Origin of the sequence: Clostridium manihotivorum, assembly GCF_004015185.1 — a bacterium.
Taxonomy (GTDB): Bacteria; Bacillota; Clostridia; order Clostridiales; family Clostridiaceae; genus Clostridium_AR; species Clostridium_AR manihotivorum.
In genome coordinates this window covers 3,995,196-4,008,458 of the sequence record NZ_CP025746.1, presented here as the reverse complement: position 1 = coordinate 4,008,458, position 13,263 = coordinate 3,995,196, and the positions used below count along the sequence as shown (strand labels likewise).

The window sequence follows — 13,263 nt, the reverse complement described above, 5'->3', positions numbered from 1 at the left end:
AGGAATATACTATGAATGAAATAATACTAAGGCTAAATCATGTAACAAAAAGTTATAAAAATATCAAAGTACTTAATGATATAAGTATGACTATAAAACGAGGGCAAATCTATGGCCTTATTGGACTTAACGGAGCAGGAAAAACTACATTGTTAAAGCTTATAACAGGTATATCAATGAAGGACGGTGGCGAGCTTGAGCTTTTTGGTAAGAGTGAAAAGACAGAGATAGAGCGCGAAAGAAGAAAGCTTGGAGTTATCATAGAAAAGCCAGCTCTTTATGAAAATAAATCTATATATGAAAACATGCATATTAATAGAATGCAGAAAGGAATACCAGGGGAAGGGGCAATAGATAAGATACTAAATACTCTAGATTTAACTGAATTGAAAGATAAAAAGGTGAAAACACTATCGATAGGTGGTAAGCAAAGAGTAGCAATAGCTATGGCACTGCTTGGAGATCCGGAGTTTTTAATATTAGACGAGCCTATTAACGGCTTAGATCCAATGAAAGTAATAGAAATTAGAGAACTATTTAAGAAGCTGAATAGAGAATATGGAACTACAATACTAATTTCTAGCCATATACTAGGAGAATTATATCAATTAGCAAACTATTATGGGATTTTATATAAAGGAAGATTAGTAGAGCAATTGACCATAGAGGAGTTAAATGAGAAATGTAAGAGATTAGTTCATATTAAGGTTGACAATTCTGCTAAGGCATCAGTGGTGCTTAACAAAGCTTTAAATACATCAAATTATGATATTTTACCGGATAATATTATAAATCTTTACGATTATGTGGATGACACAGGAAGAGTCAATGAAACCTTAGTTAAAAGTGGAATTATAGTGGAACAGATTATGCCTAAATCAGAGGACTTAGAAAGTTATTTTGCAAAGGTAATCGGGAGAGAAGAAAATGTTTAATTTATTAGAAATGGAAGCATATAAGCTAAGGAGATCTAAGGCTTTCTATGGTCTTTTACTGTTAGCAGTGACTCAAAGTATCTTTGTATGGCTTTTTAATGATAAGTTAATTCAGCATAGTGGAAAAGAAACTCTGTCCTATATGTTTTTTATTCAGGCTTCCTTAGGGGCTAATATATTTGTTGGAATACTATCGGCAGACTTTATAGGTACTGATTTTACATCGGGCTACATTAAAAATTTAATTTCCTATGGACATAAAAGAAGAGATATCTTAATTGCCAAAGCTAGTGTTTACTGTTTTGGTTCTATAATTATAAACTTCATTTGTCCAGTGATATTAACCATAATAAATACTGTTAAGAATGGCTATTGTACTAATTTTACACTTGATGAAGTAATAAAGCTTATGGTATTAAGCTTAACGGCAGTTATATTACAGGTAGCTATATGTAGTATAAGCTTATTAATAATATTTTTATCCAAAAATCCAACAATTAATATAGGAATATTTGTAGCAATTGATTTTATTTTTAGAGCTATGAGCATAGTAAGCATTCGTGTTTTAAGTTTTAAAAAAGTTTATGATAACATTATTCTTTCTCAGTTCGGCATAATGTCTCAGGATAATGTTTCAATGGGACAATATGCACATTCTCTTATTATAGGCTTGATCACTATACTTATACTTTTTCCACTAACTACTTATATTTTCGAAAAGTCGGATATTAAGTAAGAAGTTATTGAAAGGCAGGATTATAATGATATATTTATCTTTAATTCTTTTTGTAATAGTAATTTTCTTAGGTTATCGTAAATTTTACATAGAAAGGCAGATAACAAGCTTAATAAAACAGCTTTCAGAAATTAATAAAAATAAAGATAGGAGAAAAGTGACCTTAGGTCTATCTAATAAAAGACTTGAAATCTTAGGAGAGTTAATAAATGAAAGTATTGATATAAGAATACAAAGCGAAGCGGAAAGGATAAAGGTAGAAAAGGATTTGAGACAAACTATAGCTAACATGTCTCATGATTTAAGAACGCCTTTAACCTCAATAATAGGATATTTACAGCTTTTAAAGCTAGACGATGCTGATAAAGCTGAGAAAAATGAATATTTACATACAGCGGAGCATAGAGCTAAATCCTTAGAGGTACTGCTAAATGACTTTTATGAATTGTCCCTTATTGAGTCTCTCGACTACGAACTAAATATGGAAAAATTAAATATAAGCAAAGTGCTTCAACAGATTGTATTAGATAGATATTCAGACTTCATGGAGAGAAATATTCGCCCAAGTATTAATATACCTGATAAGAATTTTTATATAATAGCTGAAAAAAAGTCTATAGAGAGAGTTATAGAAAATATACTTACAAACGCCATAAAGTATGCTAAGGACGCTATAGATGTATCCCTTACTCAGGAACAAGGAAAACTAATAATAACTATAAGTAATACCTTTACAAATTTAAGTGAAAAGGATATGGCAAGTCTTTTTGATAGATTTTATATGGCTGATAAAAGTCGTTCAGGAAAAGGCACAGGTCTTGGGCTAGCTATAGCTAAAGGCTTAGTAGAGAAGATGGATGGAAGTATTACAGCAAAGATAAATGATGATAGGTTTAAAATATGCTGTTGTTTTAAAGCAAGTATATAATTAAATTTGTTTTTATAGTTATAATTTTACAACTTCATAACATCTTTATGATAAGGTTGTGTTAATAAAATGAGGTGATACTATGGCTAATATTTTAATTGTGGAAGATGATGCAAGTATAAATGAATTGATAAAAAGAAATTTGAAGTTAATAGGGCACAATTGTGAAGCGGTGTTTGATGGAGAAGAGGCGCTAAAAAGAATTTCTAAAGGAGGACTTGATCTAATTATATTAGATATTATGCTTCCTAAGTATTCGGGCTTTGAGCTTATAAAGCACAAGAAGGATATCCCGGTGATTTTTGTTACAGCAAAGGATTCTTTGGAAGACAAGCTAAAAGGACTAACCTCTGGAGCAGAAGATTATCTAGTAAAACCTTTTGAAATACTAGAATTGATTGCAAGAGTTAATATAGTTTTAAGAAGAAATAGTAAGAATGAAGTTTTTACTTTTGGAGAGGTAAAAGTAGACTTCAAATGTCGGAAGGTATTCTTAGATAATAAAGAAATAGAGATGACACCTCAGGAATACACATTGTTTGAAGTTTTAATAATGAATAGAAATATTGCAATGTCTAGAGAAAAATTATTAGAAGTAGGCTGGGGCTTTGACTATGAAGGGGATACAAGGACCGTTGATGTACATATTCAAAAGCTTAGAAAAAAGTTAAGATTAGAGAACCAGATTAAAACCGTATATAAATTAGGTTATAGATTGGAGGCATGATACTATGAAGTTTTGGACTAAAACTTATTTCAGTGTACTGCTTCTATTTTTGCTAGTCTTTAATATTAGTATCTGCTATATAATGTATACAACTTATAATTCTATGATTGGAAGTGAAAAAGAAAAAGTCCTAAGCGAGTATTCTTTTATAAAGCAATCCTTAATAAATGATATGGATACCTTAGATAGTAACGGCAAGCTTTCCAATGATACTATAAAAAATCTCATAACTTATTATAGCGGTTATTACAGTAGTGAAATAACCTCTTTTCTATTTTTAGAAGATAATAAGAGTATATTTTCTAACCTACAATATAATTTGAAAACCGTGCCTGATAGTATGCTAAATACAGAAAGTAGTGAAAAAGTTGCTCTTTTATCAGAGAAGGAAAATAAATATATATTAGTATCTAGTGCTTTTGATAAAGATTCTAAGAGATATTCTCTAGTTTATTGTTACAGGATAGACAGGGTAATGGATACATGGAGGAAATTAAAAATAAACTTTATTTATTTTAGCTTTGGAATTTCATCTGCGTTAGCTATATTTTTAGCTATTCTACTAAATAGTAGTTCTAAACCTTTAAAAAAGCTTACTGATTTTGTAGTTAGAATAAAGAGTGGAGACTACGATAATAAAATTGAAGTAAAAGGCAGAGATGAATTTGCGTTACTTGGAGAACAATTTAATGAAATGTCAGAAAAAATTAGTACTACTATGCAGCAGTTAAGTAGTGATATGGAGATGAAACAGCAGTTCATAGATAACCTTTCTCATGAGTTAAGAACGCCTCTAACATCTATATATGGATATGCGGATTATATTCAAAAGGCTGCAATCTCAGAGGAAGACAAATATGAAGCAACAAGCTTCATAATGAAAGAAAGTAGGAGGCTACAGGTTATGGCTAGCAGATTGCTTGATATGACTATAAGAAGAAAGGTTGATATAGAGAAGAAAAGGATTAATTTAGACGAACTCTTTGAAAAGGTTTTAAAGAATATATCCTTAACTGCCAAGGAGAAGTCTATATCAATAAGTGTAAAAAACGAACTATACAGTATTTTAGGTGATGAGGATTTAATTGAAAGCCTTTTAATAAACTTGTTAGAAAATGCATTAAAAGCTTCAGAAAATAATCAGACTATAGAGCTAGTGGGGAAGAATTTAAATGAAAAAGCCATAATCGAGGTTATTGACCATGGAAAAGGAATAGAAGCGGAGCACATAACACACATAACAGAAGCATTTTATAGAGTTGATAAGGCAAGAGCAAAAGCTGAAGGTGGAGCAGGTTTAGGACTTACCTTATGTAAACAAATCATGGACATGCATCATGGAGAGTTGCAAGTAACCTCTGAATTAAATAAAGGAACAACAGTAATATTAACTTTTACAACTCTATAATAACTTTAATATAAGTTTATAATAGTAGATTTTTATAATTATTATGAACCAATGAGAGTTAAAAAGATCTTTGGGCTCAAATCTCATATATTTATAAATATAAAGTGAGGGTGTTATGTATGCATAAGCTAAAAAACAATGTATTAATAATAGTTTCAGGTACAGTAGTTTTAGTTTTCGTTTGTACTGTGCTGCTTGAGAGGGGTATATCTTTAGCTAGCAAAAGTGATGAAGGAAAAATCTACAATGTATCCAATAAAGTGATTTCTGAAAAGCCTATTACTAGCAATTTATCAGACAATCATGGTAGTGGGAATCTAAAAAAAATAGAATTAAATGATAAACAAAAGAATAACCAACAAGAAGTTAATAGTAATATAGAAAGTGATAAACCTACAAAGGAGTATTTAGAAGGTTATTCCTTAGGGGAGCCTGTAGATCTTAATGAGCAGGAAGCACTTTACCAATCGGTTAAGTCAGAGATAAATATAAAAAAAGAGGACGCAAAAAATATATTTGCTAAGGAAATCTATAAGATATTTGGTGTAAACTTGGATATACCAGAAAAAAAATTATCTCTTATGGGAATTAATTCGGGATATGAATGGAGTTTTTATACTGAGAGTGAAAAGGATAAAAAAGCTTACTGGTGCATTTTAAATGCACTGACAGGACAGTGCAATAAGTTTGTGAGAGTTGATTATAACGGTTTAAGCAAGGCAGAATATGGAGCTATACAGTCTAAAAGAGCTGCAACCCTAGACGAAAACCAATTAAATCATTATATCAAGCTAACTAAAGACTTAATAATTGAAAAGAACATACTCAATGCCAATATTGATAGCTTTAAAAATATATATTTAGAAAACAGTATTTATGTAGGGTTAAGACCAGTGGTAGTTATGGCTGTTCAGCTAGATATAAAAAGAAAAGTTGAGGTAATGTTCTATACAGATACAGATGAGTTATATTCAATAGATATATTTGATAGTTGGCATTAAAGAAGCTTATGGTTGTAGTTTAAACTGATTATAGTGAGATATATTTTTATACTATAGATATAGAAAATGATAAAACACCTCATCCTATGATGGAAGAAGGTGTTTTATTATTTACAAATTTATTAATTATCAACCTTAGTAAAGCTGGAAATAATAACATAGCCTAATATTACTTGGAATAGTGACAGGATGTTAACATTATTATTAAAAAAATAATCTAATGGATAAGCTATGATATCTCTAACAAAAGATATTGAAGAATAGTACAAGAATATGCCTAAAGAAAAATAAAGTGAGGGTATACCTAGAAATATAAGCTTAGGTAAATTAATTTTCCAGATGCCATTCTTCTTACGTTCAGCTGCCAGTCTTTCTATGCCTAGTAATACCCCAAGTCCAATAAATACTAGTGTTACCAATAACATAGAAGGTAAGATTTGAAAGGTGGCTTCTTTTTGTTTATTTGCCAATACTAGTGCATTGTTACTCAATACCACATAGCCTATTAATACGATACCATAGAGAAAATAGATGCCCCAATTGCTTTTTTCAATTATATCGCTCCTTTTTATAATATTTAAATTACTGAATATTTAACTGCTTAATTAACCATGTCATTTTTAATCCTTAGTTATATAAAGAGTATATCACCAATGGTATTATTTTTATACCAAATAATACCACTATGTCTTGACATTATTTTCACGTTGATAAGTGTAAGATAAGTTGAATCTTAATGCAATTATATTATATATATGGTATTATTTACATATTGATATGTGAAATAGTTATAGAAACTGTATTATAAAAATGTACATATAATAACTGTTTATAAATATACCAGATAACAATAAAGTTTGCCTTTGTAAAAATGCGAGAAAAGTTTCTTTTAACAGATAGTTTATTGTAAGTTTTATCAAACTTAGGAGGGGGAAGATGGAAAAGTATAAAGGGGCAGCTACAGCAGAATTATTAATTATTATTGATATGGGAGGATAGTATGAAATTATTATTTGAAGAATTTAAGGATGAAATAGAAGAATTAGTAAGTTTTTTAACAGCAGACTCTTGGGAGTTTTTTGGTACACCAAATCAAAAGGAAGAGAGAATTAGGGAAGCATATAAGAATGGGACCTACAATAGTGAATATTGTAAGACTTTTTGGATTATGATTGATTCATCCACGAGAGCTGGATTTATAAGGATTTATGATCTGGAAGATGATATACCAGTGTTTGATATAAGACTTTCCAGTAAATATAGAGGAAAAGGAATTGGAACAATTGCTGTTAATTGGATGGTGGATTATATATTTAATAATTTTCCGGATAAGACAAGTATAGAAGGTTATACTAGACAAGATAACTATCCAATGAGAAATGTATTTCATAAATGCGGCTTTGTTAAAGAGGCACATCACAGAAATGGATGGGTTTGCAGTGATGGAAGAAAATATGATTCCATAGGATATGGATTTATAAAAGAGGACTGGAAAAAAGGTACAAGCACTCCAGTGCAGTGGAATGATTATAAGTTTTAAAGACATACCACCTCAAAATTAAATATATCAATATAAAGCTTCGTAGATTCATCGAAAGCTTTATTTTGAGTCTAGTGATTGAAGTAGTAGGTCTTTTCAGCGGAATAGATATTTCAGTTTTACAGGATTGAAAAATGACATAAATTTAACCCTTAAGGGTGTTTTTTTGATTTATATAATTTACTTTAAACTGTATATCTATATATTATTTAAGTACATTAGAACAAAAGTTAGTAAAAAACAAATCTTATTCACTTTTCGTATTTTACCAATATATATTCGGAAATGCAGATACGCAAAAAATCGCTAAAGTTCGCTTTAGCGATTTTTTTTATTCTTTAGGAAATTGTACTTTAGATAAAGCTGTAGGTAACTATGTGCAGATGGCTTAAATGTATATATTTGAGGAAGAATAAAAAGGAGAAATTATATCGTCTAACAGATTTTTCGCATATGCATATATAATTAAAGGAATTTTGTAATAATAGTATCAATATTATAATGTAACTATTCAGCTATTCAAATAATTTAGTATAGGCTATAAAATTAATTTTCATAAACCCCTTTCTATTATTGTTAGTTTTTGATATTATATAGCCTGTCTTAAAAAACTAATGATAAGGTGGTGACTTCCGTGAGTGAAGGCAAAATAATTGAAATCTATAATCAAGGATTAACACAAGTCATGAGTGTTATTAGAGAACTTACTAATGAAATCAAGAGTTTAAATTCTCAAGTAGAAACACTATCGAAGGATAATAAAGCCCTTTCAAATCGTGTTAAATCACTAGAAAGCCAAGTTAATAAAAATAGTAATAACAGTAGTAAACCACCATCATCAGACGGTTTTAAAAAGAAAACTAAAAGTTTAAGAGTGAAGACAGATAAAAATCCCGGTGGTCAAGAAGGTCATGAGGGAAAGACTCTTGAACTCAATGATAATCCTGACGAAATAATCATACACACAGTAGATAAGTGTGATATCTGCGGAACATCTTTACAGGATGTAAAATCGGAGAGAAATATTATCCGCCAAGTAGTTGATATACCAGAGATAGAAGTTAAAGTTGTTGAACATAGAGCAGAAATTAAAAAGTGTCCAAAATGTAGAAGAAAAAATACCGGTAAATTCCCAGAGGGAATAACCAATACAGTACAATATGGAGAAAGATAAAGGCTGTATCTGTTTATTTAACTCAGTATCAATTGATTCCGTATAAACGTGGTGCAGAGTTAATTTCAGATTTATTTGATATAAATTTAAGTCAAGGATCAATGGTTAATTTTAATGAATCTTGTCATGAAAACTTGAAACCTATTGAGAAAAAATATAAAAGCATCATTAATTAATTCTCAAGGTGCTGTACATTTTGATGAAACAGGTTTGGCTATAGATAAAAAGCGTCAATGGTTACATGTTGCTTCAAACGAGAGATATACATATTATGAAGCACATGAAAAGCGTGGAAAAGAAGCTGTTGACTCTATAGGTATTTTACCTAATTTCATCGGAACAGCAGTCCATGACTGCTGGAAAACATATCTTCAATACACAGATTGTGATCACTCTCTGTGTAACGCCCATATTCTCAGAGAACTAAATGGTATCTCTGATCTAGAAAAACAATCATGGGCTGAACCAATGAAAAATCTACTAATTGAGATAAAGAAAGAAGTAGATTTAAATTGGAATATTGCTAATGCTTTAACCTTAGATAAAATAGAAGCTTTCGAAAAAAGATATACTCAAATCTTAGAAGATGGTTTCAAAGAAGATTATATTGCCAATAGTGAGTCTTATGCTAAAAAGAAAGCAAAGAAAAGTGCTAGCCTTAATTTATTAAATAGATTAAGTACTTATAGAGAACAGATACTTGCTTTCATGCATGACTTTGATATACCTTTTGATAATAATCTAGCAGAACGAGATCTGCGAATGGCTAAGGTTAAACAAAAAATCTCTGGAACCTTTAGAAGTGTTAGTGGCGCTAAAGCATTTACTCGTATTCGTGGATATGTATCCACGGTGCGAAAGCAAGGCATGAATGCACTTAAGTGTATAAACTCTACATTTACAGAAAATCCAGTTGATCCGACCTTGGCTTAGATAAGATTATTTAAGGGGTATTAAGGACTTTGATACCCCTATTTGTCATATCTAAAATTTTATCAAAAATAAAATTATATGCTATAGCTGAATAGTTACATTATAATTATATAAATAATAAGATATATAGCTAGAGTTTGATACCTGTTTTTAACTTTGGTTATGTCTAAAAATATTTTCAAAATTAAGTGGTTAATAAGGTTATGCTATATGTGCAAGTTTATAAAAGCATCGGATGGTTGACCACTGAATTTCAACATGGTACTTTAACAGAGCCTTATCTTTAAATACATATCAATATTAAGGGAGTAATGACTATGATTAATTATTTATTAGATACAAATGTGGTAATAGGACTTTGGAATCAGTATCCTTTTGTTATTGATAAGCTTATTGAAGATAATAGAATAAAGATATCAAGAGAGGTAAGTGAAGAGCTTGTTATAAAGGAAAGACGTATATATAAAGGACAACAAGTATTATCAGAGAGGTTTTGTAAACTATTATTCTCCATCATAGATACAGATAGAAAAGCAATTAAAGAGTTTTATTCTACGCTTAACATAAAGCATTCTAAGAATGGAAATACCTATGTTAATGAAAAAAACAAACTTTCCCATAATGACTTATCGCTTTTATACACTTGTTACTTAGATAAAAATCTTGTGTTAGCTACAAATGATAAGTACCTATTCAACGCAGCCACAACAATATTAGGAGAAGATAGAGTTATCACTCTAAAGACCCTGGTAGAAAATGTAGAAGTACAGGTACAGTTATAGTTATAGTTATGTAGTATAGAATTTGATATTAAGTTAAAAGTTATAGGCATTATCTTAGCATATATAGAATGAACTAATTTCATGCCATATAGCTGAGATAATGCCTTAATTTTAATAATTTACCTAACTACTATTCCCATTAGACTTACAAGAGTTATGGTTTGAGCAGTGGAAACAATCATTCCAGCAACGTCTTCTACTCTTGCTGAAATTCCATCTATCTCACAGCTTCTAAAATCCATGTCTTTTAACTTGGTATTGAAAAATTGTCCTTGAGTAAGGTCGGTGTTTCTAAACTCTACCTTTGTGAATTTACTTTCTTGATAGTCAGAAAAGCGCATCTGACATTCATGGAACAGTACTTGTTTTAATTCTGAGAATCTGAATAAGGCGTATTGACCATTACAATTGGTAAACAGTACATCTTTTAGAACAGCTTCACTAAAATTAATGCCAACTATCTTGCAGTTAACAAATTCAACTCTAAGAAGAGAAGCTTCAGAAAAATCGATATTGCATAGATCGCAATTTTCGAATCTAACATCAATTAAATCAGCTTTTTGAAGGGAGACTCCATTGATAGTCCCGTTTTCAAATACTACCTCGTTAAAGGATATTCTATCTGCCTCACATCCACTTAAGTAGCAATCACTTATATGAGCTTCAGTTATTGTGTCATAATCTAGTATATTATCCTCTGTAAGATCAAAAGTATTTAAGTTGTTTGATAGCTTTGGTTTAACTATTTTTATAGTAGCTTTGTTTTCCATATTATTTTCACCTTTACTTATGTACGTATTTTTACTTAATCAAAAATATAAGTTTATCTTAAAACTCGCAAGTATATTTTAAGCATAACTATATTTTTACATAGATGAATGAAATTTGTCTACTTAAATATTAAAGAGGTACAACTTCAATACGAAATATATTTTTATAACTCCTCTGGGTTTTGAAAGGAGAATTTGAAAATATAAATTTTACTGTGAAGTGGTACATCTATATAATTAAACTGAAAGAATAAAAAACAAAATTATATTACCTGCCTAGATTTATTCATATGTATTAAGAAAAGGCAGGTAAGCAAGAAAAACGCTAAAGAAGTTGCTTTAGCGTTTTTCTCATTAACTTTCTATTTTATTATCAATAAGCCAGGAGGCCGAAAAGAAAACAACTATTAATGATGCTATATTTAGCAATAGGTATGAAAGAGTATTTATTTTCCCTAATATATCAAATTGATAAATAGGGAACATCACTGTAAATAAGTTTAAATAGTGTTTTACTATAAGACCAACTATGAAAATAAGTATTGATATTAGCACAGAAGCTTTATTCTTATTATTTATAGCTCTTGAAACGGTTATGCAAAAGCAAATATATAGGAAAGTCAAACTAGAGTTTATTAGAGTTAGCAATAATGAAATAAAGCTAGATCCTAAAGGAGAAGGACTTTTTTCGTATAAAAGCTTAAGTAGGTTAACTGAAGGATCGAATATTGCTGTCTTATCTCCCAGTTGATGTACGAAAAGTAAAGTAAATATAGTAGTTAATATACCGAAGACTAATATATTAAAACCTGTTGATATTAACTTGGAAAGTACTTTTTTCCAGCCAGGGTAAGGTAGCATTAACTCAAGGGGAGATTGCTTGCCTGAGAGATCCCAGTTGTATACTATTATTCCCTCAACAATAGAATAAAGCGAGAAAATTCCAACCACCAGAAAGAATATGCCTGCTGCCATAACATAGCCATAATTAATGTTGCCTGGGTCTAGGGAAAAAGAAGTATCTCCGCTATTTGACACTGAGAAAGCACTGCTAGCAATCTTACCTAAGGGAAGTGTATTTATATAGAATAACAGTAAAGCTTCTATGACTATATACGCTATAAGAAAAAATCTTGTATGTCTCCATTTTTTCATATAATCATATTTTATCAAATTTATTAACATGAGAATACCTCCCTATAGATTTCATCAAGACTCATATTTTTCTCTTCTCTAAGCTGATCAGCTCCAGATCTTAGTACTATTTTACCTTGCTTTAAGAAGCATACTTCATCCAAAAGACTCTCCACTTCGTTAATTAAGTGGCTTGTTATTATCATTGAGCTTTCATAGTTAAACCCCTTCATAATAGCTGTTAGTATCTCTTCTCTAGCTACGGGATCCACACCGTTTAGAGGTTCATCTAGTACTATAAGTTTAGCTTCTCTTGATAAGGTTAAAGTTAAAGCCAGTTTTTCTTTCATACCTTTCGAAAGTGACTTCACCGTAGAATTAGGATCAAGCTTCATAAAAGTAAGGAGTTCATCAAATTTTGCCATATTGAAGTCCTTAAAAAATGTAGCATATATATTTTTTACTTTAGAAATTTTCATCCAAGGATATAAGAAATCGCTGTCTGGTAAGTAAGAAACCATTTCCTTTGTAAGATAACCAACTTCAGTTCCGCAAATTTCTATACTGCCTTTAGAAGGATGTATAAGTCCTGCAAGCAATTTTAGAAAGGTTGTTTTGCCACTACCATTTGGTCCAAGAAGACCAAGGATTTTTCCCTTTTCAAGTGTAAGATTTACATCCACTAGTGCTCTTTTGGAAAGATAATTTTTACTTACAGAATTAGCTTCAAGAATATTCATTGCTATTTGCCTCCAAGATTTTTAATAGATATTTGTTTATTTCATCTTTATTCATACCAAGAGAAGACATTTCGTTTATGAATCTTTTGGTATATTTTTGAGCTTGTGCATTTTTTAGTTTATTAACCAGATCAGCACCGTCAACAATAAAGGTACCAATACCACGCTGAGAATAGGCTATATTTTCTTTTTCAAGCTCTTGAAAAACTCTTTGAACTGTATTGGGGTTCACCTGAAAACTCTCGGAAAAATCTCTAACAGAAGGAAGTTTTTCACCACCTTTTATCTTTCCAGATACTATATCAGCCTTTATTTTTTCAATAATTTGAATATAAATAGGTGATCTTTCTTTAAAGTTCAAAATATATCACACCTCCTAAGAAATCAATAGAAATTATTATGTTAGTGTATTATTATGATAGTACACCTGTAGTAGGAAGTAAATATATAAAATG

15 protein-coding genes are annotated in these 13,263 nt (G+C 30.2%); 10 read left to right on the top strand and 5 right to left on the bottom strand.

Features of this window, described 5'->3' with window-relative positions:
* Nucleotides 1–11 precede the first annotated feature (11 nt).
* The 6 genes from C1I91_RS18130 (at nucleotide 12) to C1I91_RS18105 (ending at nucleotide 5,735) form a co-directional block, all read left to right on the top strand.
* Complete coding sequence (locus C1I91_RS18130; protein ID WP_128214137.1) at nucleotides 12–935, top strand: ABC transporter ATP-binding protein; 924 nt, start codon at nucleotides 12–14, stop codon at nucleotides 933–935.
* Complete coding sequence (locus tag C1I91_RS18125) at nucleotides 928–1,671, top strand: ABC transporter permease (RefSeq protein WP_128214136.1); 744 nt, start codon at nucleotides 928–930, stop codon at nucleotides 1,669–1,671. The genes C1I91_RS18130 and C1I91_RS18125 overlap by 8 nt, the downstream gene beginning before the upstream one ends.
* 25 nt (nucleotides 1,672–1,696) lie before the next feature.
* Nucleotides 1,697–2,599: a sensor histidine kinase gene (locus tag C1I91_RS18120; RefSeq protein WP_128214135.1), complete on the top strand. Its 903-nt coding sequence runs from the start codon at nucleotides 1,697–1,699 to the stop codon at nucleotides 2,597–2,599.
* A gap of 82 nt (nucleotides 2,600–2,681) precedes the next feature.
* Entirely contained in the window at nucleotides 2,682–3,326 is a 645-nt protein-coding gene (locus tag C1I91_RS18115) for a response regulator transcription factor (RefSeq protein WP_128214134.1), read from the top strand.
* A gap of 4 nt (nucleotides 3,327–3,330) precedes the next feature.
* A complete protein-coding gene (locus C1I91_RS18110) occupies nucleotides 3,331–4,734 on the top strand; it encodes a sensor histidine kinase (RefSeq protein ID WP_128214133.1) in 1,404 nt (467 codons plus the stop codon).
* A 119-nt stretch (nucleotides 4,735–4,853) separates the two neighbouring features.
* Nucleotides 4,854–5,735, top strand: a complete 882-nt coding sequence (locus tag C1I91_RS18105; protein WP_128214132.1) for a hypothetical protein — start codon at nucleotides 4,854–4,856, stop codon at nucleotides 5,733–5,735.
* Between the two features lie 122 nt (nucleotides 5,736–5,857).
* Here C1I91_RS18105 and C1I91_RS18100 read toward each other — a convergent pair whose 3' ends face one another.
* Entirely contained in the window at nucleotides 5,858–6,226 is a 369-nt protein-coding gene (locus tag C1I91_RS18100) for a hypothetical protein (protein WP_128214131.1), read from the bottom strand.
* A 509-nt stretch (nucleotides 6,227–6,735) separates the two neighbouring features.
* Between C1I91_RS18100 and C1I91_RS18095 the strand changes: the two genes are divergently transcribed.
* The 4 genes from C1I91_RS18095 to C1I91_RS18085 all read left to right on the top strand — a co-directional run bounded on the left by C1I91_RS18095 (nucleotide 6,736) and on the right by C1I91_RS18085 (nucleotide 10,164).
* On the top strand, nucleotides 6,736–7,275 hold the full coding sequence (locus tag C1I91_RS18095) for a GNAT family N-acetyltransferase (protein WP_128214130.1): 540 nt from the start codon (nucleotides 6,736–6,738) through the stop codon (nucleotides 7,273–7,275).
* Nucleotides 7,276–7,909: 634 nt separating this feature from the next.
* Nucleotides 7,910–8,449: a DUF6444 domain-containing protein gene (locus tag C1I91_RS29065; protein ID WP_238475827.1), complete on the top strand. Its 540-nt coding sequence runs from the start codon at nucleotides 7,910–7,912 to the stop codon at nucleotides 8,447–8,449.
* A gap of 144 nt (nucleotides 8,450–8,593) precedes the next feature.
* Complete coding sequence (tnpC, locus tag C1I91_RS29060; protein ID WP_238475826.1) at nucleotides 8,594–9,382, top strand: IS66 family transposase; 789 nt, start codon at nucleotides 8,594–8,596, stop codon at nucleotides 9,380–9,382.
* 317 nt (nucleotides 9,383–9,699) lie between these two features.
* Entirely contained in the window at nucleotides 9,700–10,164 is a 465-nt protein-coding gene (locus C1I91_RS18085) for a PIN domain-containing protein (RefSeq protein WP_128214129.1), read from the top strand.
* A gap of 119 nt (nucleotides 10,165–10,283) precedes the next feature.
* Here the strand turns inward: C1I91_RS18085 and C1I91_RS18080 are convergent, their stop codons facing one another.
* From C1I91_RS18080 to C1I91_RS18065, 4 genes are all read right to left on the bottom strand, one after another.
* Nucleotides 10,284–10,934, bottom strand: a complete 651-nt coding sequence (locus tag C1I91_RS18080; protein WP_128214128.1) for a pentapeptide repeat-containing protein — start codon at nucleotides 10,932–10,934, stop codon at nucleotides 10,284–10,286.
* Between the two features lie 354 nt (nucleotides 10,935–11,288).
* Nucleotides 11,289–12,119 (bottom strand): hypothetical protein, encoded by an 831-nt coding sequence (locus tag C1I91_RS18075; protein ID WP_128214127.1) that lies wholly within the window; start codon nucleotides 12,117–12,119, stop codon nucleotides 11,289–11,291.
* Nucleotides 12,113–12,808: an ABC transporter ATP-binding protein gene (locus C1I91_RS18070; protein WP_128214126.1), complete on the bottom strand. Its 696-nt coding sequence runs from the start codon at nucleotides 12,806–12,808 to the stop codon at nucleotides 12,113–12,115. The genes C1I91_RS18075 and C1I91_RS18070 overlap by 7 nt, the downstream gene beginning before the upstream one ends.
* Nucleotides 12,795–13,169 (bottom strand): GntR family transcriptional regulator, encoded by a 375-nt coding sequence (locus C1I91_RS18065; RefSeq protein WP_338032559.1) that lies wholly within the window; start codon nucleotides 13,167–13,169, stop codon nucleotides 12,795–12,797. Before C1I91_RS18065 ends, C1I91_RS18070 begins: the two co-directional genes overlap by 14 nt.
* Nucleotides 13,170–13,263 lie beyond the last annotated feature (94 nt).